Source organism: Flavobacterium gawalongense (assembly GCF_007097265.1).
GTDB classification, from domain to species: domain Bacteria; phylum Bacteroidota; class Bacteroidia; order Flavobacteriales; family Flavobacteriaceae; genus Flavobacterium; species Flavobacterium gawalongense.
Genome location: NZ_VJZP01000026.1, coordinates 24,577 through 47,917, shown reverse-complemented (window position 1 = coordinate 47,917; position 23,341 = coordinate 24,577). Strand labels below are relative to the sequence as shown.

Here is a 23,341-nt window from a genome sequence, read left to right as displayed (position 1 = left end):
TGATTATGCAAAAGATTAAAACCACATTACTAAGTATTCAAGGTTTAAGAAAAGTAAGCATTTCAAGTGCAAATCTTTCAAAATCTATTTTTTTAGGCATCGCCCTAACATTTGTAAGCCACAATGAAGCAAAAGCTCAATTAACCGCAACGGGACAAATTAGAGAAAGAACTGAACTTAGAGCAGGTCAAGGAACGTTGCAAAAAGAAGGGGATAAAGCAGGATTGTTCAATTCTCAAAGAGCACGATTAAATATAGGGTTCACAGGGTATAGATTCAAAGTGTTTATGGCGTTACAAGATGTGCGCGTTTGGGGACAGGATGCTTCTACCATAAACAGAACAACAACAGAAGCAAATAATGGTATCCTATTGCATGAAGCTTGGGGAGAGATTATGTTAAATGACACGATAAGCAAAATTCAAAATTTATCCTTAAAAGCAGGACGTCAAGAAATCTCTTATGATGACCAAAAAGTGTTAGGAGGTTTAGATTGGTTGCAACAAGGAAGAAGGCATGATGCGATTGTTTTCAAATTTGCAAACAAAGGATGGATTGCTGATGTTGGAGCTGCATTTAACCAAAACAAGGAACTTAACACAGGAACAGTTTATAACGGAGTTCCTACTGCTTATGGTGCCGGTACAAACGGAATTGGTACCATGTACAAATCATTTCAGTATGCTTATATAGGAAAGAAACTTTCCTTTGGTGATATCTCGTTTTTGTTCTTTAAAGATGATTTTAACAGATACACTAATGTAACTTCAGGAACGCCTGCAGTAACTACCAAAGTAAATGGACAAGGAGTTTGGAGTCGCAATACTACAGGATTTTACTTCAACACTAATGTTACCAGAAAATTCAATCTTACAGGAAGCTTGTACCATCAAGGTGGAAAGGACAAAGACGGCAGATCTATAAGCGCTAATTTGGCTTCTATAACATCAACTTTGCAAGTAGGAAGAAAATTATTTGTAGGTCCTGGGATTGATTATTTATCTGGAACTGACGGGACAAAAGCAGTTACAGCTACTTCAGAAAGCAATCTTTTTGATCCATTATACGGAACACCACACAAATTCTGGGGAAGTATGGATTATTTCTATGCAGCGAATGGTTTTGGAAAACAAGGATTATTGAACTATTTCTTTAAAATGAAATACAATGCGAAAGATAACCTTACTTTCTTTTTAGACATTCATGGTTTTGAATCTGCTAACACTTTGTCAAACGGAGCCGGAGGAGAATTAGATTCTTATTTAGGTACCGAGGTTGACTTATTAGTAAGATACAATTTAACTAAAATGATCAATTTAGAAGCTGGATATTCTTTTATGAAAGCAACCAATTCTATGGCGTCAGCAGCGGTTAAAAATGTTGCAACACCAGATCTTAGCCCACAATTTGCTTATCTGATGGTAAATATTAAACCTAATTTTTTAGCTAAAAAATAAATTAAAGTGTTCAATTCTTAAACAGAAAAAAAATGAAAAATTCAAATAAACAAATAACAAGGGGTTTTAAAACAGCTGTTTTGACTTTGTTAATAGTACTGAGTTCGGCTTTTACAACAATAAGCGCTCAGAGTGATCCAGTACGATTAGGTTTCATTCCACTTACGGATTGTTCTCCAATTGTTATGGCAAAAGAACTAGGGTTATTTAAAAAATACGGAGTTGAAGTTATTGTAACCAAAGAATCTTCTTGGGCGAATGTTCGTGACAAAATTTTAACAGGTGAATTAGACGGAGCACATTGTTTGTATTCTATGCCGTTCTCCGTATACACAGGAGTTGGTGGTAAAGCTGGATCTGAAATGAAAATTGCCATGATGCTTAATGTAAACGGTCAGGCCATTACACTTTCTAATGATTTTTGTGGAAAAGTGGGTTTTAAACAAATGAATAAAGTAACTCCAGTAGTTGCTGCCAAATTAAAAGCCGAAAAAGAAGTGACATTTGCCATGACTTTTCCTGGTGGAACACACGATTTGTGGTTGCGTAACTGGATGTCTATCGCTGGTTTGAATCAAAAATCAGTGAAAATTATTACTATTCCTCCTCCACAAATGGTAGCTAACATGAAGGTTGGAAACATGGATGGTTATTGCGTAGGAGAGCCTTGGGGAGGTGTTGCCGTAAAACAAGGAATTGGATTTACACAGGTAGCTTCTCAAGACATTTGGAAAGATCATCCTGAAAAAGCTTTGGTTGTGAACAAAGATTTCAGTGCAAAACGTAAAGCAGATTTAGTAAAAGTAATGAAAGCCGTAATGGAAGCTTGTATCTGGTTAGACAATCCATCTAATCGTAAAAAAGCGGCTGCTATTATTGGTAGAGCACCTTATGTGAATGCACCAGCAGATGTAATTGAAGCTAGATTGATGGGAGATTACAATTTAGGTTGTAACCAGGGAACACAAGTTTATTCTAAAGATTATATGTTATTTCACAAAGGCGGAATGGTTAATTATCCTCGTAAATCATATGCGATTTGGGCGATGGCACAGTATGTAAGATTCGGATATTTGAAAGAAGCTCCAAATTATGCTGCAATTGCTGATAAATTAATCTTGCAAGATTTGTACGAAGAAGTAGCTAAGAGCATGAAAGTGAAAGTTCCAAATGATGATATGAAACCTTTTTCTCTTACTATGGATAAAACTGTTTTTGACCCATCAAACCCTGAAGCTTACTTAAAAGTTGTAAAAAGATAAATCCAAAATAGAATAACATTGTCTCTACTCCCTCTCCTTATAGAGAGGGTTGGAGTGAGGCATTAGAAATACCTTAATTAAACTAAATTATATTACCATGTCTGATAAAAACACACTAATCATTGATAAACCAAATACAGAAATCAATGTTTCGACAGAAATTAAAAAAAGTGTCATAGAAGAAAATTATAAACTCAAATTAGCATTAAATACTTTACTTATAAAATCGAAATCATTGCTTTTGGCAGGTGTAGGTTTGTTTGTTTTTGGCGGATTTTGGAGTTTATTGAGTTATTATACTAAAGATGCACTTCCTGGTCCAATACCGACTCTAACGGTTTTGAAAGAAATGTTAAGCGATCCCTTTTATGACTATGGCCCTAATGATAAAGGAATTGGTTTACAACTGTTCAATTCGATAAAAACAGTATTGATGGGATTTTTATTAGGATCTTTAATTGCTATTCCAGTAGGGATTTTAATGGGAGCCAGTACTATTTGTAAGCAACTTTTTTATCCAATTGTTCAATTATTAAAACCAGTTTCACCACTGGCTTGGTTTCCAATAGGTTTGGTAGTTTTTAAAGATACCGGAATGGCAACTATATTTATTGTTTTTATAACGTCATTATGGTCTACACTTATCAATACTTCTTTTGGAGTAGCATCGATTCCGCAAGATCATAAAAACGTAGCTAAAGCATTTGGATTTTCGAAAATGCGTTATCTGACAAAAATTCTTGTTCCTTACAGTTTGCCTCATATCATCACAGGATTACGATTGAGTATCAGCGTCGCTTGGTTAGTAATTGTTGCCGGTGAAATGTTATCAGGTGGTGCCGGAATCGGGTTCTTTGTTTGGGACAGCTGGAATGCATTAAGCTTAGAAAAAGTTATATCGGCAATTATCATCATTGGTATTGTAGGATTACTTTTTGACAGATTATTTACTTTCATCGAAAACAAAGTGGCTTATAAAGCTTAATAAAATTTAAAAATACGACTATGAGTTATTTAGAAATAAAAGATTTGGAAATTTCGTTTCCAACTCCAAAAGGAAAATACATTGCAGTAAGAGATATTAATCTATCCATCAAAAAAGGCGAGATTATCTCAATTATCGGTCATTCAGGTTGTGGTAAATCGACCATTATGAATGCAATAGGAGGGATGTTAACTCCAACAGGAGGATCAGTAGAATTAGATAATAAAAAAATAAAAGGCCCAGGACCGGATAGAGGTATTGTTTTTCAAAATTATTCCTTATTACCTTGGATGACAGTAGAACAAAATATTTTTCAGGCAGTAGATGCCGTAATGGATTGTTCCAAAAAAGAAAAGCATGAAATTGTAGAGAAAAACCTTAAAATGGTTAATTTATTTGAACATAAAGATAAATTACCAGGACAATTGTCAGGCGGAATGAAGCAAAGAGTGGCAATCGCGAGAGCATTTGCTATCAATCCGGGAGTCTTATTATTGGATGAACCTTTTGGAGCACTTGATGCACTTACAAAAGGTACGATGCAATTAGAAGTTTTGAAATTATGGAACTTAAACCATAGAGATAAAACTATTGTTATGATTACACATGATATTGAAGAAGCATTGTTTTTGTCAGATAGAATTGTGGTATTAAATAATGGTCCCGCTTCAACCATTAGGGAGATTGTAGAAGTCCATTTACCAAGACCTCGAAACAAAATAGAAATCGTAAAAATGCCTGAATATATTGAGCTAAGAGATAAATTATTACATTTGTTAACGGATAAGTTCTCCATTGAAGATATGGATATGGTCTATGAAAAATAATTGGTTTAGTTTAGTTGAGATTCCCTGTAATGATTTGGCATTATGGGGTTTTTTTATATAAACCCTAAATAATTATAAAAATAAATCAATATGAATACTACAATTTTTGATTTCGTAGGCGATAATGTTGGGGAATGGAAAGTAACTTCAATGATTGCTTTGAAAGGAGAATCAATAGAGCCGGTTTCTCACATAAAAAAGATTTCAAGTTCTTTAGTTCCGTCTAATAAAGGAATTTGGACCCTAAAAGGAATTGTGAGTAACCTTCGGTATACGGAGAAAGAGGATAAAGACAACTTGGTTGCTATTCAAGAAGATTTAGGCCGCTCAGAAGCTACTTTAGCTGCATTTATTCCCATCCGGAAATCGGAAGCATGGTGGAATTTAGCGCAAGATGAACGTAGAAAAATAATGGAAAATAAATCCCAGCATACCCAAACAGGAATGAAATATTTGCCTGCAATTGCTCGGAAGCTATTCCATTCTCGGGATATTGGTGAACCTTTTGATTTTTTGACCTGGTTTGAATACGCTCCAGCTGATGCAGCTGCTTTTGAAGAACTTTTAAATGCACTTCGAAAAACAGAAGAATGGAGTTATGTGGACAGGGAAATTGATATTAGATTGGTAAGAATGTAAACGATAATCATAGCGTTAAGAGATAAATTATTACACTTATTAACCGATAAATTCTCTATCGAAGATAAGGGTATGGTGTATAAAAGTTAGTTTTTGGTTTAGCTTGTGTTATTGAATAAATCCCTGTAATGAAACCATTTGCAGGGATTTTTTATTATGTGTCTATAAAATATATTTGCGTACCGTCGTAGAGACGCGGCAGAGACGCACTGCAGTGCGTCTCTACATCAGGCGATTGTTCAATAGTTAATGTTTCCTGTTCAACCCAGAAAATTATCGGACTTTGACGTTTTATTTTTCGATTTTAGACCGTTTTTCACTTCCGTAAAGTAGGAAACTTTGCTTTGCGGAGCTGGGGTTATTTTATTTTCGTTATCCAATATTGTTCAAACTTTTCTTTAATTTCTTTATCAGTTTCTGAGTTAAAAGTTCTCTTAATAAAATAAGGTTTGTTTTGGTTGTCAACTTGAAAATTGAATTTTCCGTTAATTCCCATTGAATATAGTTCATACAAGTTCACAATTTCTTCCGCTACATCATCAATATATGTTTTAGATACATAGTCAATTTTGTCGTTATTATTGAAATCAAAAAGCTCTAATTTGTTTTCGGTACGAAAAGTGCCGAAGAAGTTTTTCATTTTTGTTTTTACGTCATAAATCAAGTAATAGTTGACACTACAACCTATTCCTGTGCAAGGGTCGAAAGACATTCGTATTCCTATATATTCTCTATCATTATGTTTGTAGAGTTTAATTTCGTCCCAATTGTTTGCAAAATCTACGCTGTCTTTGTCGTCTCTAACTTTGTTTAAAGTTAATTTGTCCTTTAACGTAAAAAGGTCATTATCAATTCTGATTTTGGTTTCATTGTCGGTGTTGAACCATTTTATTTTGTGATTTGAGAGTTGAATTTCTGTTTTATTGTCTTCTATTAATTATAATCGAAGGTTTAATTCTGTAAAGTTCGAAGTGTCTTTTGAGTTTATCTTCGATAGTTGGTTCAGTGGCTATCTCCTCAGTTGGTTTTGCAGATAATGGTATTTTTGAAGTTATCGCATAATTTTGTGTCTTGTTGTTTTTACAAGAGATTAATAGTGCAATTATTAAAAGAATCAAAATTCTGTTCATTTTCTGTCGTTGTTAGTAGTTCTAGAATGGCAGGTAACTCATTTATACACGCAACTTATAAATCACAAGTATTTATTATCAAACTCAAATATACACTAAATTAAATTTCATTATTTCTCAAATAATTAAAAACAAAACCGCAAACTCACAGCTTTAAAATCTGCGACTTTGCGGTTGTTTTTTAGCTTCTACACAAGACGTAAAACCGTAATAGAAAGCGTTACGTCTGTGCATGAAGTAAAAACTTTCTAGAGGAATTGAAAGTTTTGCTGCTCTTTTTTAAATGAAGTTTACTGGTGTGTTTATTAACAATTTTTTTAACCCAAATAACCCATTCAAAAAAGTATTATTATTTACGTTCCATTTCTCTGGATAGCGTAGGCTGATTTTCGTTCATGATTTTGGTTACTGTTCTGTGCATCCAAATCAAACAAATGGCTGATAATACCAAAATGAATATCCAAGAACTTGACCAAAAACCAGTACTGGTCAATAAATATCCAAAGATAATTGGCCCAAAGAAACCTCCCAATCCACCTATCATTCCTACCATTCCTCCTACTACACCCACTTCTGTCGGGAAATATTCTGGAATATGTTTGTAAACCGCCGCTTTTCCAATTCCCCAGGAAATACCAATCAAGATTACTAAAACTAAATATACCCACATATTGGCACTAAAATGAATGGCTGTTACTCCTTTGGCCAACAATTCTTTTTTCTTTACTTCTTGGTTTTGTTTCACAACAACTTCTTGCCAAGAATTTTTAGTTGGAAAAACAGAGTTTTCAACTGGTTTTTCTACTTTTTTATTGATTGGAAAATCCTTTTCTCCAACTCTTACATTGGTTTCAGAAACTTCGGTTATTATTCCTTTTTTTCCTGCCATAACACCAGGACCAGCCGTTGTGATATCCATTTTTGGCACCATCAACAAGGCACTTAGTATTACAGAGGATGATAAAACCCAATACATTACCTTCCTGGCTCCGAATTTATCGGATAAATATCCTCCAAAAGCACGAATTACTCCAGATGGCAAACTAAACATGGTGGCAAACATTCCTCCCATTACCAAACTGGTTTGATAGACGTTCATAAAGTTAGGCAACAACCATTGTGCATAGGCCACGAAACATCCAAATACCAAGAAATAGTAAGCTCCAAATCTCCAAACTCGAACACTTTTCAATGATCCAAGCATTTGAGAAACAGTTTTAGTGTGGTTTTCAATCTTTTTGTTTTTGGCAAAAACCAAGAATAAAACTCCAATAACTAACAAAGCAATACCGTATATAACCGGCAATAATTTCCAACCATTTTGTGGGTCTTCAACCGAAAATTGATTTAACAAAGACGGAGCCATAAAAGTCGTAATGGCTGCTCCAGCATTTCCCATTCCAAAAATTCCAAGAGCTCTTCCTTGCCATTCTTTTGGATACCAAATTGAAGTAAATCCAATACCCACGGCAAAACTGGTTCCTACCATTCCAAACAAGAAACTTAAAACCGCAAACATAAAAAAGCTATCTGCTAAAGGAAGTAAAAACAAAGGAATGGAACAAAGCAGCAATAAAAAGGAGAAAACATATTTTCCGCCATATTTATCGGTCAGCATTCCTATTGGTAAACGCATAATGGAACCCGTTAAAATTGGAATTCCCAAAAGCCAACCTACTTGTACAACACTCCAGTTGAAAATGCCATTGTCAACCAAAAAGGTAACCAACACTCCATTTAGAGTCCAACAAGCAAAACATACCGTAAAGGCAAGGGTATTCAGAAATAAGATTCTGTGAGATTGTGATAAAGAATTTGTAGTTTTCATAATACTTGTATTTTTTTGACAAAAATAAGTACTAATGTTTTATTAAAACCTGCGTTTTCGCAGTTTACGAAAAATAATTACGTATTTATACTTAATTTATCTAAATATACGTAGTCTTTAAGGAATTGGAAATATTTTTCTGCAAAAAGAAAGATTACAATAAAGAATATTCAGTTGCTTTATTAGAAAGTTCCATAAGATTTTTTACTTTTAATTTTTTCATCAAATTAAAACGGTGAACCTCTGCAGTACGTTTGCTGATGTCTAAAGCTTCCGCAATTTCTTTATTGCCTTTTCCGGATAATAAAAGTTTAAGGATTTCTTTTTCTCTTTTGGTTATCAGCATTTCTTCGTCCAATATTTGCTTAGTTTCCATAGATGCAGCCGGATTACTAAGTTGGCCTATTAATATAGAAGAGATGTCGCCACTAAAATATTTTCCACCATTAGCAACGGTATGAAGTGCTTTAAGAAATTCTTCTTTACTGGAACCTTTTAGTAAATAGCCATCGGCTCCTGCTTTAATTGATTTTAATACGTATTCTTCCGATTCATGCATGGAAAGCATAACAATTTTTACTGTATTGTTTTGGCTTCTCAATTTTTCAACCACTTCAATACCGGTTAAATTGGGCATACGAATGTCTAAAATCAGTAAGTCAGGTTTGCTGATTCCCAGTATTTTAAGTGCTTCTAAACCATCCGTAGCTTCGCCTACAACTTCTATGTTTACTTCGTTTTCTAATAATGATTTGATACCATCTCTTACAAATACATGATCATCCGCAAGAACAACTCGAATCGTATTACTCATAACTTACTTAATTTTTAAATCTTAATTATTACGTATATTAACTTAAAATAATGGCTAAGATACGTAATTTAAACAAAAGGCAAAAACAAAAGACAAATTTCAAATTAATTCCAATTTTTCAATTTTTGAAACCTCACGTACCGTAAATAAATAATTCATTTGAGCTTGCTAAGGTTTGAAATTTTAAGTTTTCTGTCCCGAAGCTTCGGGATTGAAATTTATTTGGGATCTGAGAATTACTTTTTGTCATTCCTCTTTAAATGGGAATATTAAAAGTAATACGAGTCCCTTCTCCTGGAATAGAGTTAATGAAAACCCGACCATTAATATATTGGATTCTTTCTTTCATAAAAACCAACCCCATTCCGGACTCGCTGTTTCTCTTCTTTTCAGCCCCATTAATATCAAATCCTTTTCCGTTATCGTCAATTGTAATGCTCAAAATAGAATTACTATGAGATAATTGTACAATAATATGTGTGGAATCGGCATATTTTAAAGCGTTGTTAATGGCTTCCTGAGTCAGTCGATAGATGTTGATTTCAATCAAAGAATCGAGTCGTTTGTCAAAATTGGTTTTATTGTAAAAAAGAATATTCTTTCCTGTCAATTTTGATAATTCCTGAGCCAATTTTGCAATGGAGGAAACAATACCATGATCGCTCAATTCCGGGGGCATTAAGTTGAAGGTAGCGGTACGAACCCCTTTTATGATATCTAGTGATAATTTTTTTAAGTACTCTATTTTTTGAGCTGCTTTTTCTTTATCATCCAGATTGATGCTTTCCAAACTAAATTTTAATCCGGTAAGCATTTGCCCGATTCCATCATGAATTTCTCTGGCAATCCTGTTTTGTTCGTTTTCCTGATTTTCGACAATTTTACTCGAAATAATTTTCTGTTGGTTTATTTTATCGGTTACATTTTCGGTATTCAATCGCTCGACTTCCTGTTCCGCTTTTTTACGTTCGGTAATATCAAAACAGATAATCAATAATTCGGACTCCTCTTTTTTTATGGTTACGGGAACCATTGATAAGTCCAACCAAATAGATTCTCCATTTCTATTGGTGATATTGAGTTCACCTTGCCAGCCACTGCGCTGTTTCTCGGAAATAATCCGATCGATTACGAGTTGCTCTTTTTCTATTGGCGTTAATACTTGGGAGAAGGTTTTGTCTGAAATGAATGGGTTATATTGAAGCAGTTTTGAGAATTTCTCACCAATATGTATTAGGGAACCATCAGGGGCAACACGGCAATAGAGCAGGGTATTCTCCATGGCGTAATTGAGTGATTTCAATTCTTTGACTGAATTTTCTTTTATTTCACTAATTATTTCAGTGTTGTAAGCGAGTTTTAATGCCGTTTTTTCGGAGGATAAAAGTTTAGAAATAAGTTTTTCTACTTTTTGGTTTGTGGGTTTGAAAATAAACAGGAATTCCAATAACAAAACCAATAGGGTAAATAGTAAAATTGCATATTCCGTTTTGCTTTGCAGTGTTACTTTCTCGAGTGCTTCTTTGTCGTACTCGCCCACAATTTGGTTCATTTTGGAAAGGAAGATGCCTTCATTTTCAAGAATGGTTTGTACTAGTTTTTGATTTTCCCTTTCCTTCGCATGTACTTTTTTATTTTCTAAAAAAAGGGTTGTGGCGTTTAGGATATTATCAAAATTGGGTTTGATTACCTTAAATAATTTGGAAAGGGCTACGCTTTTTTCTTTTGGGAAACCAAGGCTGTCATTACCATTTTCCAAAGCATAATGGTTAAACTTCCAAAGCGTAATGGTTTTATTGATTCGAATGATTTCTTGTTTGCTTTTGGTGGTATCGGTCACGAAATTCAAAATCAAAACTTCTTTTGTCAATTTCTGACTCAACATTCTTTGTTTTCCTGAAATGTTGATGATTCGCGAATCACTCAACTGACTGTTGAGATTGTATTGTATCAGCAATTGGCTCAACAGTACCGTAATGGCAATAGTTAATAAGGCGAAAAGATACAATCGTCGTAAATTTTTGAATGAAATGGTATCGATGGATTCTTTAGGGCTTTTCATAAAGAAATTGAATTACAATCCAAGGGCCTCTTTTATCAATTCAAGATTTTCAGGGCTAAAGTTTATTTTTAGTGCCTCTTGATGTCCTTTTTCAGACATTTTATTCCAAGTTTTCAGAATGATATTTTTCATTTTTTCCCTATCGTGTTTGTGAACAAAAGGGTCTAAATAATACTCAAGAAACACTAAGCATATTACATCTTCCAAGAGTTGTGTTTCTTCGTCTTTTTTAAGTAATTTTTTTTCGATTAGAAAAGAAACTCGGGCAATAAATTCCTCATTGTAACCTGCTTTTTCTAAAATAACAGCCGTTGTTTTGGCATGAAATTTTTTCAAATCTTCGCGCCATTTTAAATAACCCACGCGATCCATAGGGTAGGATTCCCGGGCTATTTTCCAACGGCAAATGTGTTGTGCTTTGGAGGCAATCTGAACGGCTTCGGATGCATTTGGATGAAAATCCATCAGCCTTTCATACATTCTATTAGAATATAATAATTCTTTTGGATACGTTTTGGATTGGTATGTTTCGTGGTTTGGGTCTTGAGCATTTTCTGCATCAATCCAAGTACTGGCGTTCTGGAATGGAGTTGTCGTCATTTGAAATGTTTAAAATCAAAGATACATAATTATTCCAAAAAGCCAACGAATACCTCATCATCTACAATTTTTACCGGATAGATGGCTATTTTTGGATTTTCACCATTGAGATTAGAACCATCTATTAGAGAAAATGTATTTTTGTGTAATGGGCAAGCAATTTTAGGAATATCACCCGCAGAGCCAATCATCCCTCTTGAAAGCACCATTTCCATTTTATGAGGGCATAAATTTTGACAGGCGTACCATTCGTTTCTTCGGTCAAATTTTATAATAGCGATCTGCTTGTTTTTGTATTTGATACAACCACCACCATCACTAGGAAAATCGGATGTTTTTCCTGCTTTGAACCATACTTTTACTTCGTTTAAGTTTACGGTTTTGTATTGATTTAGAATATCTTCCATTTGAATAGTATTTTAATTTTTCCTCACCCCAGCCCTCTCCAAAGGAGAGGGAGTCGAGAGTGGAAAGAGTTAATTTTTATGGTAATTTATTATTAAGAATTATGAATTCTATTTTTTTATTTTGCTCCCTCTCCTTTGGAGAGGGCTGGGGTGAGGATTACCAAGGTCTTGGCATTTTTTGATCTCTTATAGGTACAAATTCAATAGTATCATCTCTTTCTTCAGAATTGGTAAAATGAGTAAAACGTTTTTGCAATTCAGGATTTTCAATAACTTGAGTCCATTCACATGCGTAAGTATCTACTAAACCTTGCATTTCTTTATCTAAAGCTCCTGCAATTCCTAAGCGGTCTTCGATTACCACTTGTTTTAAGTAATCTAATCCACCTTCCAGTTTTTCTAACCAAGTAGAAGTACGTACTAATGGTCCAGCTGTACGGATGTAATACATCAAGAAACGGTCTAAATATTTGAAACAAGTTTCTTTGTCAACTTGTTCTGCAAATAGAACAGCGTGTTTTGGATTTACTCCTCCATTACCACAGATGTATAAATTCCAACCTCCATCTACAGCAATAATTCCAAAATCTTTTCCTCTGGCTTCTGCACATTCTCTAATACAACCTGAAACCCCTCCTTTTATTTTATGAGGTGAGCGTAATCCTTTGTATCTGTTTTCCAGCTCAATAGCAAAAGTGGTACTGTCGTCCATTCCGTAACGACACCAAGTATTACCTACACAGCTTTTTACTGTACGAAGTGATTTACCATAAGCATGGCCACTTTCAAACCCATTGTCTATTAATATTTTCCAAATTGCAGGTAAGTCATTTAATTCGGCACCAAATAAGTCAATACGTTGTCCTCCGGTAATTTTGGTATATAGATTATATTTTTTTGCTACTTCGCCGAGTATGATTAGTTTATCAGCTGAAATTTCCCCTCCTGTAACTCTAGGTACAACAGAATATGTTCCATTACGTTGAATGTTAGCTAAGAATCTGTCGTTTGAATCTTGTTCAGGAATATGTTTGTTTGCAGTATCATTATATATACTGGAGAATATAGAAGATAAAACAGGTTTACAGATTTCACATCCATCTCCTTTTCCAACAGTTCCCAATACTTCATTGTGATTGGTAAATTTGTTGATTTTTACGATATCATATAGTTCTTGTCTGCTATAAGCAAAATGCTCACAAACCACATCTTTGACTTCTTTTCCTAATGATTTTTGAGTTTCTTTCACTAAATCTGCAACCATTGGCTTGCATCCACCACAACCTGTAGTGGCTTTGGTCAATTTAACGACGTCTGAAAGATTAGAAGATGTTTCGTCGATAATTGAACAACAAATAGCTCCTTTGGTTACATTTTCACAAGAACAAATTACAGCAGAGTCCGGTAAATCCATGGCGCTTCCCATAGTGGAGCTTCCTCCGCCTCTTGAACCCAAAATCAAATCTTCCGGATTTTTAGGCAATGGCATGGCATTGCTGTAAATTTGGAACAAGGCATTATAATCACTTGAATCACCTACTAGAATTCCACCCAACAGGGTTTTGGAATCTTTGGTAACATTGATTCTTTTATAAATTCCACTTAATTTGTTTTCGTAAACAATCGCGGTCACATCCTCATTTTCTATAAAAGGATCACCAAAACTCGCAACTTCAACACCAATTAATTTTAATTGTGTAGACATATCGATGGTTTCCCTCATCGTTTTATCTCGTTGCAGGATTTGTTCAGCCGCAACATCGGCCATTTCGTATCCAGGAGCTACAAGACCATAAATCATATGATTATACAATGCCACTTCACCTATGGCATAGATATAGGGATCTGAAGATTGCATTTTATTATTGACTACAATTCCTCCTCGTACACCTACTTCAAGACCGGAAACCCTTCCTAGTTCGTCTCGTGGTTTTATTCCCGCAGAAATCACCAGCATATCTACTTTTAGGAGTTCATTCTCTTCGAACATCATTCCTGTTATAGCATCTTCTCCTGCAATATATTGTGTTGATTTGTTAAGGTGAATGCTAATATTGAGTTCCTCAATTTTTGATTGCAACATATCACTCGCCCCTTTGTCAAGCTGTCTTGGCATCAATCGAGGGGCAAATTCCACTACATGAGGATTTAAACCTAAATCATATACTGCTTTTGCAGCCTCAAGTCCTAGTAATCCTCCACCTAAAACAGCAGCTTCAGTAGCGCCGTTTTGCTTTATTTTTTTTGCGTAAGCCATAATCGCATCCAGATCCTCAATAGTTCTGTATACAAAAACACCTTCTTTATCAACTCCTTCTATAGGTGGCACAAAAGCAGACGAACCTGTTGCTAGAACTAAGTAGTCGTAAGTATGCGTTTTTTCTAAATGGGTATGTATCGTTTTTTGTTCTCTATTAATATCAGTAATTAATTCAGAAGTATTTAGAGTAATATTATTTTCTTCATACCAATTTGAGGTTGATAATGATAAGTCGTCAGCGCTTTTACCTGCAAAGTATTCACTCAAATGAACTCTATCATAGGCGCGTCTTGGTTCCTCTCCAAATACGGTGATTTGATATTCTTCCTGTCCTGATTTTGCAATGAATTTTTCACAAAATTTGTAACCTACCATGCCGTTTCCGACTACTATTACTTTAATCATAATCTCATTAATTAAGTATTATCAAGCAAATATAAGTATTAATACTTAATTTAGATGTTTAATTTTGTATTTTTAGAATTAATTGGTAATTATTTAAAAAAACTTATTTTAAATATGATATTTATAATTAAAGGTCTCTTTTTCTGAAATAAATATTTTGTATTTCCTTAATTCAAGCTGTAATTTATTGCACAATCGTATTTTTTAATCAAATGGCACCGAACAAAAAAAAGCTCCCAAATAGTGTCTGGGAGCTTTGTCTTAATTTAAAATTTTGCATTTGTATTTTATAGGGTTTGCATCACATTCGAAACCCATCGTTATCTATTTTATTATAGAAATTATTTAGATTGATAATACTTTTTTCTTAACCAAAAAGCGACATTTACCAAAATTATCAAAGCGGGAACTTCTACTAATGGTCCAATAACTCCTGCAAATGCTTGTCCGCTATTGATTCCGAAAACTCCGATAGATACTGCAATTGCCAATTCAAAATTATTACCTGAAGCGGTGAATGATAGGGCAACGGCATCTCTATAATTGGCTCCAATCTTTTTTGAAACAAAAAACATCAAGAAAAACATAATGGTAAAGAAAATGACAAGCGGAATAGCAATTCTAATCACATCAAGTGGTAAATCAACAATCATTTCGCCTTTTAAACTGAACATGATTACGATTGTAAATAGTAAAGCAATCAAAGTAATTGGAGAAACAAAAGGAATAAACTTCTGATTGAACCATTTCTCGCCAATGAATTTCTTAATGGCATAGCGGCTAATTACCGCTAGTGCAAATGGAATTCCTAAATAAATTCCGACTGTTGTTGCAATTTCAGCAATTGTAATATTTAATTCCACACCTTTTATTCCAAATAATGGCAACATAATTTTCAAATAGAAATAAGCATACAAACTAAAAAAGAAGACTTGGAGTAAACTATTAATTCCGATTAAGCCAGCTGTTAATTCTCTATTTCCCTCAGCTAATTCATTCCAAACAATTACCATCGCAATGCAAGGCGCAATCCCAATTATGATTAAACCGGTCATGTATTCCGGATAATCTTTCAAAAAGAATGTTGCCAATAAAAACATTAAAAACGGACCAATAATCCATGTGATTAAAAAAGAGGCGGTGAGTAATTTTGGCTTTTCAAACATTAAAGGAATTTTTGAAAAATCAATTTTAGTCAATGGCGGATACATCATTACTATTAATCCAATTGCCAAAGGAATATTTGTCGTTCCGCTTGAAAAGGAATTGATAAAACCACTGCTTGACGGAATAAAGTAACCGATGGAAACGCCGATTGCCATTGCCAGAAATATCCAAAGTGTAAGGTAACTATCGAGAAAGTTTAATCTTTTTTTGGAGGCCATTATCATGATTTTATTTGGGAGAATACATAGCACATTTCAGTTGCAATTTGCAAACTGCGTTCCTGATATTTTTCTGCTTGTTGTGGCGTATTGTCAAACGCTTTTGGATCTTCAAATGTGATAGGAATGCGCATTTCAGCACCTGCAATAAACGGACAACCTCCATCTGCTTGCGAACAAGTCAATATTGCTGCAAACTCACTTTGTGGGTTAAAATCGTCATCATAAGTTTTTGAAAAACCAATAATGGGATGTTCATTGTCGGCATATTTTATGGCATAAATTGGATTATTGCCTGCTGCAATGGTTTTAATTTTAAAGCCCGATTGTTCTAGTGTTTTGGCAGCCATAGGAAATAAAGCCGTTGCTTCGGTACCACCAGAATAGCAAAATACATTTTTTATATTGAAATGTGCCGCTGCTGTTTGTGCCCATACTTGGGACAAATGGCTTCTTCTGGAATTGTGTGTACAAATCAAGTTCAGCCTTACTTCTTGTTGGTTGGTAACTTTGTCTTGGATAAAATCAATAAGCGGTTGCAAAATAATTTTGCGCTCTGCTGAAATGCTTTCAAAATCAAAAGCACGGATTACTTTTTCGATTTCTGGAAATACGATTGTTTTGGTTAAAGTCATTTGACGGTTTTAAAAAATTAGCAACAGCTTCCTCCAGGAGTACAGCAGTTTGATTGCGTTGAAATTTCGGATAATTTTACTTTTTGTTTTTCTGCTGGAATGCCACATTGATCTTGAGCCAAACAAGCTGTTTGTTTGTTTAGTAAGGTAAACTCTTCCCCGTTGAAACCAATATCATATTTACCAATAGTTTCTGCTTGGAATTCTACTTCAACTTCATAATCTTCAATACCCAATACTTTTTCTGAAAGAGCGATGATATCCAAAAGTTTTTGTGGTTTTAGACGGTGTTCGAAGTCATTGGCATCCCATAATTGGAAGTTAACAACGGTTTCTTTTCGTACTTTTCCGCCGCAGTCAATAAAGTTTTTGGTGATTAAACCTACTTCAGTTACGTGAAAATGTTCTGGAACATAAGTTCCGTTTGGCAATACAAAAGCAACGTTTTCCAGCGTGCTCAACTGTTTTTTAATTTCTGATAGTTTCATATGAAGATAATATTTGTTTTTTCAACGGAATATGGTATCGCCATTCCTACATTATATTGTTTTTTTTGAGTCATGGCGATTTCATTTTTTTATAATTTAAAAATTAACAACATTGATTTTTCTTGTTTTCTAAATAGGTGTTTATGTGCTGAAAAAAGCCTTTTATTTTATTAAAACCTTCTTCGTTGAGGCAATAACAAATGGCATTTCCTTCAAAATTGCCTTTTATAAGTCCGGCGTTTTTTAGTTCCTTCAAGTGTTGCGAAACGGTAGGTTGCGCCAGAGGCAGTTCGTTTACGATATCACCGCATACGCAACTGTTCACTTTTATAAGGTGTTCTATTATGGCAATTCGGGCAGGATGGCCAATGGCTTTTGCCAATGTTGCTAATTCGTTTTGCTCGTCTGTGAAATGTTCTGATTTAGTAATTCCCATCGTTATATATTTATATTGCAATATTACAATATAGATATATAAAAACCAAATTTAGAATAATAATTTTTGTTTAAATTTTTAATTGGCTGTCTGGTTTACTATAGCCAATAGTATGGCAAGCATTTTGAAGTTGATGCTTGCAAAGGATATGGTTTCCAAATAAAATTTAAAATTTATTCGACAATAAAAAAACTCCGAAGGAATCTACCGTTTGGACACAAGTTTAAAATAGGACAGAGATAACACAGATTGAAAAGATTTACACAGATTTTATGATATTATAAAAAAGACAGCCACGAATTTCACTAATTTACTCTAATTAATTCGTAAAAATTAGTGAAATTCGTGGCTAAAATTTCGTCTGAATATTTGTGTCCAGACGGTAGCCGAAGGAATAGTTTTTTACATTTTTTTTCAAAAAATGTGCTTCTAATTTTTGCAAATCATCCAATTCACATCCATTTCGATAGAAAATCAATCAAATCTTCTCTCAAATCTTTAAATAGTTTCTCAAAAATAGCGATACTTTCTCGGTGCCTTTTATGGTCTGAAAATTTTTCATTATCAATACCATTAGGATTATCAAGCGCTGCTGCTTCAAGATACAATTCGTGGCTTTTAATATCATGATTTAAGATGTCAATCTGTTCCTTTTGAATAATCAGCTGATTATTAAAATGATCAGCTAAGGAGCGTACTTCTTTAGAAGTGTTTTTTTTTGCCACTTCCAAAATTCGATTATCCATAATTTTAAGTTCATCTTTATAAAACAAAAGTTTGTTTAACCACGTTTTGTGTTCTTCGTGTAATTGATAAATTGTTTTTTTAGTTTCCATTTTTCGTCTTTTTTAAATAATTTGAGATTAATTGAATCTGAGTTGTTTTTTATTTTAGTAGAAATTGCAAAAGGCAAAGAATTGGGGAAAATTTATTCCAAAATATTAAAGCTCAAATAAATCTTTTGGAATAGCGTGAAAGCCCACTGATTTTACTTTGTTTTCAATATCACTTATGGATACCATTTTGGATGTGTGTACTGTGAATTCTCGGGGAAATATTTCGGTATTCAGCAACACATCTTTTATTCCGTCTAATTCCAATAAGCTGGCTTTAATTTCCATTAAATCGGAATCTTCCATAGCATTTGTTCCAAAAATTTTACCATGATTTCCTGGAATTACATTGTCAGTTAGTACGCTCATGTTTTTTATTTTTTAAAGATTGGCAATACGGTTTATACATAATTGAAGTGCCGATTAAGTTGCTTAAAATTAATCATTTATGTTGGAAGAACATAAAAAATGATGCTATTATTTTTAAAAATATATTGGACAAAGCATCTTTTTTTAGGATTTAGAATGAATAGCCGTTTATAGAATAGGGTGGACAAAGATTGTGAATCAGGATTGGATGAATGATAAATGGCTAATAGCAAGAATCGTATGATTTTTTCAGAAGATACCAGATGTGTTTTGTTTAAAAATGATTAACTTAGTATTCTTAAAATCAATTAAATAAAGTTTAAAAATGAAAAATAAAGACGACAAATCGAATCCGGATAAACAAAAACCGGATAAGAAAGATAAAGATAAATTACCGGATTCCCTTTTGTATCCTCCAAACGAAGATATGTATAGCCAGTTCCATAAAGAAATGGAAATTGATCCGGAAGATATTTCTAAAAATAAGGCACCAGTTGAAATAAATAACGTCAGAGAATTGAATCAAAAAGATTTTAACGAAGATGTCTCCGGAGGTGATTTAGACGTTCCCGGATCAGAATTAGATGACGAAGAGGAAAATTCAGGGAATGAAGATGAAGAAAATAATCATTATAGTATAGGCGGTGATGATCACAGTAATTTAGACGAGAATACAGGAGATAAGAGTTAAAATAAACCCTTTATTAATATGAGATTACTATATATTCTAGTTATTCTTTAATGAATATTTATGTAAGTATATAATGCAAATAGAATTATCAACATAGTGATAATTACTAGATTAATAATAATTATTGCACTGCTTTTAAAAAAAGAGAGCATAAAATTTTCGCCATAAAAGCGGCGGTGTGCCGGGAAAAAATAATAAATCATCCAAAAAATACCAATTGATTTTATACCAAAATGTATCCAACCCAAAACCGGGTTGCTACCAAATACAGGGAAAAGTTTGTCTATAAAAAATAGAGTTAAAATCAGTAAAAGCAAGAAAGAAAAATAGTGTAGGGTAAAAATACCATTATCAAAATAGAGCCATCTTTTTTTATCATGAAAAAGCCATAAAATAAAGGCAAAAACCGGCATATACATAAATAATACCTTTGATAGATTATTGGTAAAAGATTCACTGAACTTTTCAATAATTTCTTCATTTGTATTCTCTTCTTTTACGGAAAGCCACTTTTTAAGGAACCAATATTCGGTTGAACTAACTTTTACTTTTTCGGTACCATTTTTTTGTATTGAGTCTAATTCGTTAATGGATTTATATCCAAAATCGGCAACCTCTTTTTTATCAATTTCTTCTGTTTGCTGTAAGATTTTTTTTATTGTGTCGTTATTTTTTTTGGATAATATCCCCACTTTTGTTAAGCCGTCTACGCTTTTCTCTTCAATATGTAATGAATCTATTGTAGGGACAATAACCTCGTTCCCTATTTTTACTTTAGGGATATCCTTTATTTTAACAGTTTCATTGGGGAATATTGATATCAATAAGAAAGTTATAAAACTGATAAAAATATAGAGTCGTATAGGTGGCAAAAAAAACAATCGCTTTCCTGATATATAGGCTTTTGTTAAAGCAGCGGGTTTGAAAAACAAATAAAAAATAGTCCTCCAGAATGCATTATCATAATGAGTTAAGTCTTCAAAGAAATGAATAAACAGGTGATGAAAGGATTTACTAGTTTTAGTATTCTCTTGTCCACAGTTAGGGCAATAACGTTGTTCCACTTCATGATTACAGTTGAGGCAGGTTTTATCTTTTCGTAACTTTTCTTTTGACATGGGTATAAATAGGAATCAATTCGAGATTGTAAATCTATTGAAATTTCAGCCTGTTTTTAATTGTTAGGAGGATATTTAGCCTTTAATTAACTATTAAATTGGATGCATAACAAGGCTTCATCTGTCTCTAACAGTATCAATGTATAGCTTGATGACCGTTAAATTTAATTTGAGGATTTTCTTATGTAGTTGTGTTACGAAGCGGACTTAAAAGCTATTAAATCAGATTTATAGGCTGGAAACAAATTTAAAATCGTAACTTTTATATTAATTTCAACGCTAATCCTAATTTACTATGTCTTTGAATAAATACAATCAAAAGCGTAATTTTAATTCCACCGCCGAGCCCGAAGGTGAAATTAAAAAATCATCAACCGAATTGATTTTCGTAGTGCAAAAACATGCCGCATCCCATTTACATTATGATTTTCGATTGGAATTGGACGGAGTATTAAAAAGTTGGGCCATACCCAAAGGACCATCGATGAATCCGGCAGATAAAAGACTGGCGATCATGGTAGAAGATCATCCTTACGATTACAAAGATTTTGAAGGTACTATTCCCGAAGGAAATTATGGTGCAGGGAATGTTATCGTTTGGGATAATGGAACCTATGCCTTAGCTGATACAGATGATGTAGAAGATATCGAGAATAAATTAAAATCCGATTTACAAGAAGGACATCTTGGTTTTATTTTAAATGGAAAAAAACTCAAAGGCGAATTCGCATTGGTGAAACTTAAAATCAAACAGAAAAATGCTTGGCTTTTGATAAAGAAAAAAGATCAATACGCGAGTGATGATGATGTTTTGCAACAAGACAAATCGGTAATTTCTAATGTGACTTTAGAAAGTTTAGAAAAATAATTTTAATGAACGGTTTGTAGTTTTAAATACAATCGATACATTTCGTTTTCTAGTTTTTTAATTTCATTTTGCCAATGGTTGATATCATTTTCAATCAGGCTAATATCCTCATCTCTTTCGTCTGTAGACCTTAATAATTTAAACTCTTTAGCGTCAGCTAATTTAATTTTATTTTCTTCTAAATTGGTCTTGTTGGAAACGAGTATTTTCTTGATTTCTAAAAGTCTATTATTTATGGAGTCTTTTTTTTCTTTTGTAAGCCTTTCGGATTCTATTTTTTCTTTGATGGCAATTTGTATTTTTTGCTCGTCAATTTCTTTTTGCCGTAGTTCAATTTGTTGATTGCGAAATTCGGTTTGGTGATTTTTTTGCTCTAATTCCATACTTCTGTTTTCTTGATAAGTATTGAAAATTAGTGTTCCTATAATTAAAACTAAAATCCCAGAAGCTAAAAAAAAGATGTTTTTATCTAAGCCCAAAATAGTTTGACTGGCTATTTTTTTCTCCGCTGTTGGTAAAGGGGGAATATTCTTTAGAGGCGGTGGTATTACTAACAAAATGCTTTTTAATTCGTCTATATCACCGGCATATTTCCATTCGTCCATACCTTCGAACCATACCAAAGTTGTTTTTGTAATTTTTTTAGCTTTTAATTCTTCCAGAACAAATGGGCCGCTGTTTTCACTTCCGTTATGAATGTAATAGGTTTTCATTTATAGTATTTTAATGGACGCTTTTGGCTCGTGTCTTTAATGGTCTTATACAGATTCAAAATATAAAAATACAATTTACTTTATTTTTCTAAAAAAAATCCTTGTAAAAACAAAAATAGCAAAAAATAAGTTTGTCTAGGATAGTAAGAGACAAAGAAATATTTTCACGCTGTTTACGGATGTAGTTAGAGTAAATCTGATTTAGGAGACTTCACAGGTGGGTGAATTTTATAGATTTTCAATGAAAAAACAAGGCAATTACAATCTCGAGAGCAATTAATATGATGACAACCCATTCTAAACGGGAACTTTCCCTCACGTTCAGTACATCCGTAAACAGCGTAAGATTGTTTTCTACAATTTGGAGACGGTAATCAAGATCTTTAAAACGGGTATTGATATCAAAATTAGCTTTGAGGTGGCGGTTGAGCAGGTTGAGTTCTTCATTATCCCAAACCAGATTGGGGTCATCAAGAATATATAAATTATCTACAATACTGTTTTTGACGTTCAAAACTTTGCCAATATATTTAAGCAAATTAGTTTTGGAGATACTGAGTTTTCCGCGTTGTTCCAATTCCAGTATATAGTGTTTTGAAGACGTAATGAGTTCATCCGTCAATACTTCGTAATATTCCAGTGCAACAGATTGTCCTATGTTAAGCATTACGATTCGCAGGAAAGAAGAGTCTATTTGGGGAACGGTGACATAATTGTTTTTTACGATGACCTTTTGTAGTTTTTCATCGGATTCAATGCGGTACTGTTCAGACAAATCCAAGTCCACCAGAGTAGTAGCGTAATTTTTTATAAAGCCCACGAATTCACTTTTGGCTACAGCATCATAATTGGCAAAGACCACCACGCCATAATCAAAAACATACAAATAACGTTCGCTTTCCTCCAATGCATAAAAAACTTCAGAAGTGGAACCCGAATGGACTTCGGCACGAAAATCCCCACGAAATTTTTTGATATTGAAAGATTCGGCAATTTGAACAGCTTCGATTCGAATTTCCATAACAAACTATTTTATACAAATTTAAGAAATTTTAACTTTGATATAAGATTTTGGTTATGTTATTGCTTTGATATTCAGTGTTATATTTTAAATATAATTTTTTTAAAA

At 33.5% G+C, this 23,341-nt stretch carries 24 protein-coding genes; 7 read left to right on the top strand and 17 right to left on the bottom strand.

From position 1 onward, the window contains the following. Positions 1 to 5: 5 nt before the first annotated feature. The 5 genes from FNW38_RS13155 to FNW38_RS13135 all read left to right on the top strand — a co-directional run bounded on the left by FNW38_RS13155 (position 6) and on the right by FNW38_RS13135 (position 5,170). On the top strand, positions 6 to 1,457 hold the full coding sequence (locus FNW38_RS13155) for an alginate export family protein (RefSeq protein WP_218043727.1): 1,452 nt from the start codon (positions 6 to 8) through the stop codon (positions 1,455 to 1,457). A gap of 32 nt (positions 1,458 to 1,489) precedes the next feature. Continuing rightward, positions 1,490 to 2,719, top strand: coding sequence for a CmpA/NrtA family ABC transporter substrate-binding protein (locus FNW38_RS13150; RefSeq protein WP_143388134.1), 1,230 nt, complete (start codon positions 1,490 to 1,492; stop codon positions 2,717 to 2,719). 97 nt (positions 2,720 to 2,816) lie between these two features. Beyond that, positions 2,817 to 3,704: a nitrate ABC transporter permease gene (ntrB, locus tag FNW38_RS13145; RefSeq protein WP_143388133.1), complete on the top strand. Its 888-nt coding sequence runs from the start codon at positions 2,817 to 2,819 to the stop codon at positions 3,702 to 3,704. A gap of 20 nt (positions 3,705 to 3,724) precedes the next feature. Beyond that, a complete protein-coding gene (locus FNW38_RS13140) occupies positions 3,725 to 4,531 on the top strand; it encodes an ABC transporter ATP-binding protein (RefSeq protein WP_143388132.1) in 807 nt (268 codons plus the stop codon). A 90-nt stretch (positions 4,532 to 4,621) separates the two neighbouring features. After that, positions 4,622 to 5,170 (top strand): chlorite dismutase family protein, encoded by a 549-nt coding sequence (locus FNW38_RS13135; RefSeq protein WP_143388131.1) that lies wholly within the window; start codon positions 4,622 to 4,624, stop codon positions 5,168 to 5,170. A gap of 358 nt (positions 5,171 to 5,528) precedes the next feature. On the opposite strand, the gene FNW38_RS13130 is transcribed toward FNW38_RS13135, so the two are convergent. The 14 genes from FNW38_RS13130 to FNW38_RS13065 all read right to left on the bottom strand — a co-directional run bounded on the left by FNW38_RS13130 (position 5,529) and on the right by FNW38_RS13065 (position 18,822). Beyond that, a complete protein-coding gene (locus FNW38_RS13130) occupies positions 5,529 to 5,810 on the bottom strand; it encodes a hypothetical protein (protein WP_143388130.1) in 282 nt (93 codons plus the stop codon). A gap of 280 nt (positions 5,811 to 6,090) precedes the next feature. After that, positions 6,091 to 6,300 carry a hypothetical protein gene (locus tag FNW38_RS13125; RefSeq protein WP_143388129.1) on the bottom strand — a complete coding sequence of 70 codons (210 nt, stop codon included), beginning with the start codon at positions 6,298 to 6,300 and terminating at the stop codon, positions 6,091 to 6,093. 349 nt (positions 6,301 to 6,649) lie between these two features. After that, positions 6,650 to 8,128 (bottom strand): MFS transporter, encoded by a 1,479-nt coding sequence (locus FNW38_RS13120; RefSeq protein WP_143388128.1) that lies wholly within the window; start codon positions 8,126 to 8,128, stop codon positions 6,650 to 6,652. A 154-nt stretch (positions 8,129 to 8,282) separates the two neighbouring features. Continuing rightward, positions 8,283 to 8,942, bottom strand: coding sequence for a response regulator transcription factor (locus FNW38_RS13115; RefSeq protein WP_143388127.1), 660 nt, complete (start codon positions 8,940 to 8,942; stop codon positions 8,283 to 8,285). 256 nt (positions 8,943 to 9,198) lie between these two features. Beyond that, complete coding sequence (locus FNW38_RS13110; protein ID WP_143388126.1) at positions 9,199 to 11,004, bottom strand: sensor histidine kinase; 1,806 nt, start codon at positions 11,002 to 11,004, stop codon at positions 9,199 to 9,201. 12 nt (positions 11,005 to 11,016) lie between these two features. Then, entirely contained in the window at positions 11,017 to 11,604 is a 588-nt protein-coding gene (locus FNW38_RS13105; protein WP_143388125.1) for a DUF4202 domain-containing protein, read from the bottom strand. A 29-nt stretch (positions 11,605 to 11,633) separates the two neighbouring features. Then, the gene (gene nirD / locus FNW38_RS13100; protein WP_143388124.1) at positions 11,634 to 12,011 is read right to left on the bottom strand and encodes a nitrite reductase small subunit NirD; all 378 of its coding nucleotides are present in this window, start codon (positions 12,009 to 12,011) and stop codon (positions 11,634 to 11,636) included. Positions 12,012 to 12,168: 157 nt separating this feature from the next. Further along, positions 12,169 to 14,676, bottom strand: a complete 2,508-nt coding sequence (gene nirB, locus FNW38_RS13095) for a nitrite reductase large subunit NirB (protein ID WP_144064889.1) — start codon at positions 14,674 to 14,676, stop codon at positions 12,169 to 12,171. Positions 14,677 to 15,017: 341 nt separating this feature from the next. Then, entirely contained in the window at positions 15,018 to 16,061 is a 1,044-nt protein-coding gene (gene arsB / locus FNW38_RS13090; RefSeq protein WP_144064890.1) for an ACR3 family arsenite efflux transporter, read from the bottom strand. Between the two features lie 2 nt (positions 16,062 to 16,063). Further along, positions 16,064 to 16,696, bottom strand: coding sequence for an arsenate-mycothiol transferase ArsC (locus tag FNW38_RS13085; protein WP_185963145.1), 633 nt, complete (start codon positions 16,694 to 16,696; stop codon positions 16,064 to 16,066). A 17-nt stretch (positions 16,697 to 16,713) separates the two neighbouring features. Beyond that, a complete protein-coding gene (locus FNW38_RS13080; RefSeq protein WP_143388121.1) occupies positions 16,714 to 17,184 on the bottom strand; it encodes a DUF6428 family protein in 471 nt (156 codons plus the stop codon). Positions 17,185 to 17,287: 103 nt separating this feature from the next. Continuing rightward, on the bottom strand, positions 17,288 to 17,620 hold the full coding sequence (locus FNW38_RS13075; RefSeq protein WP_143388120.1) for an ArsR/SmtB family transcription factor: 333 nt from the start codon (positions 17,618 to 17,620) through the stop codon (positions 17,288 to 17,290). A 452-nt stretch (positions 17,621 to 18,072) separates the two neighbouring features. Continuing rightward, the gene (locus FNW38_RS13070) at positions 18,073 to 18,456 is read right to left on the bottom strand and encodes a hypothetical protein (RefSeq protein WP_143388119.1); all 384 of its coding nucleotides are present in this window, start codon (positions 18,454 to 18,456) and stop codon (positions 18,073 to 18,075) included. A 105-nt stretch (positions 18,457 to 18,561) separates the two neighbouring features. Then, positions 18,562 to 18,822 carry a heavy-metal-associated domain-containing protein gene (locus FNW38_RS13065; protein ID WP_143388118.1) on the bottom strand — a complete coding sequence of 87 codons (261 nt, stop codon included), beginning with the start codon at positions 18,820 to 18,822 and terminating at the stop codon, positions 18,562 to 18,564. A 325-nt stretch (positions 18,823 to 19,147) separates the two neighbouring features. Here FNW38_RS13065 and FNW38_RS13060 point away from each other — a divergent pair, with 325 nt between their 5' ends. Beyond that, positions 19,148 to 19,513, top strand: a complete 366-nt coding sequence (locus tag FNW38_RS13060) for a hypothetical protein (protein ID WP_143388117.1) — start codon at positions 19,148 to 19,150, stop codon at positions 19,511 to 19,513. Between the two features lie 47 nt (positions 19,514 to 19,560). On the opposite strand, the gene FNW38_RS13055 is transcribed toward FNW38_RS13060, so the two are convergent. Further along, positions 19,561 to 20,631: a DUF3667 domain-containing protein gene (locus FNW38_RS13055; protein WP_144064891.1), complete on the bottom strand. Its 1,071-nt coding sequence runs from the start codon at positions 20,629 to 20,631 to the stop codon at positions 19,561 to 19,563. A gap of 295 nt (positions 20,632 to 20,926) precedes the next feature. Here FNW38_RS13055 and FNW38_RS13050 point away from each other — a divergent pair, with 295 nt between their 5' ends. Further along, the gene (locus FNW38_RS13050) at positions 20,927 to 21,499 is read left to right on the top strand and encodes a DNA polymerase ligase N-terminal domain-containing protein (RefSeq protein ID WP_143388115.1); all 573 of its coding nucleotides are present in this window, start codon (positions 20,927 to 20,929) and stop codon (positions 21,497 to 21,499) included. A gap of 2 nt (positions 21,500 to 21,501) precedes the next feature. On the opposite strand, the gene FNW38_RS13045 is transcribed toward FNW38_RS13050, so the two are convergent. Further along, positions 21,502 to 22,212, bottom strand: a complete 711-nt coding sequence (locus tag FNW38_RS13045) for a DUF4339 domain-containing protein (RefSeq protein ID WP_143388114.1) — start codon at positions 22,210 to 22,212, stop codon at positions 21,502 to 21,504. Positions 22,213 to 22,450: 238 nt separating this feature from the next. After that, positions 22,451 to 23,233 carry an RMD1 family protein gene (locus FNW38_RS13040; RefSeq protein WP_143388113.1) on the bottom strand — a complete coding sequence of 261 codons (783 nt, stop codon included), beginning with the start codon at positions 23,231 to 23,233 and terminating at the stop codon, positions 22,451 to 22,453. Positions 23,234 to 23,341 lie beyond the last annotated feature (108 nt).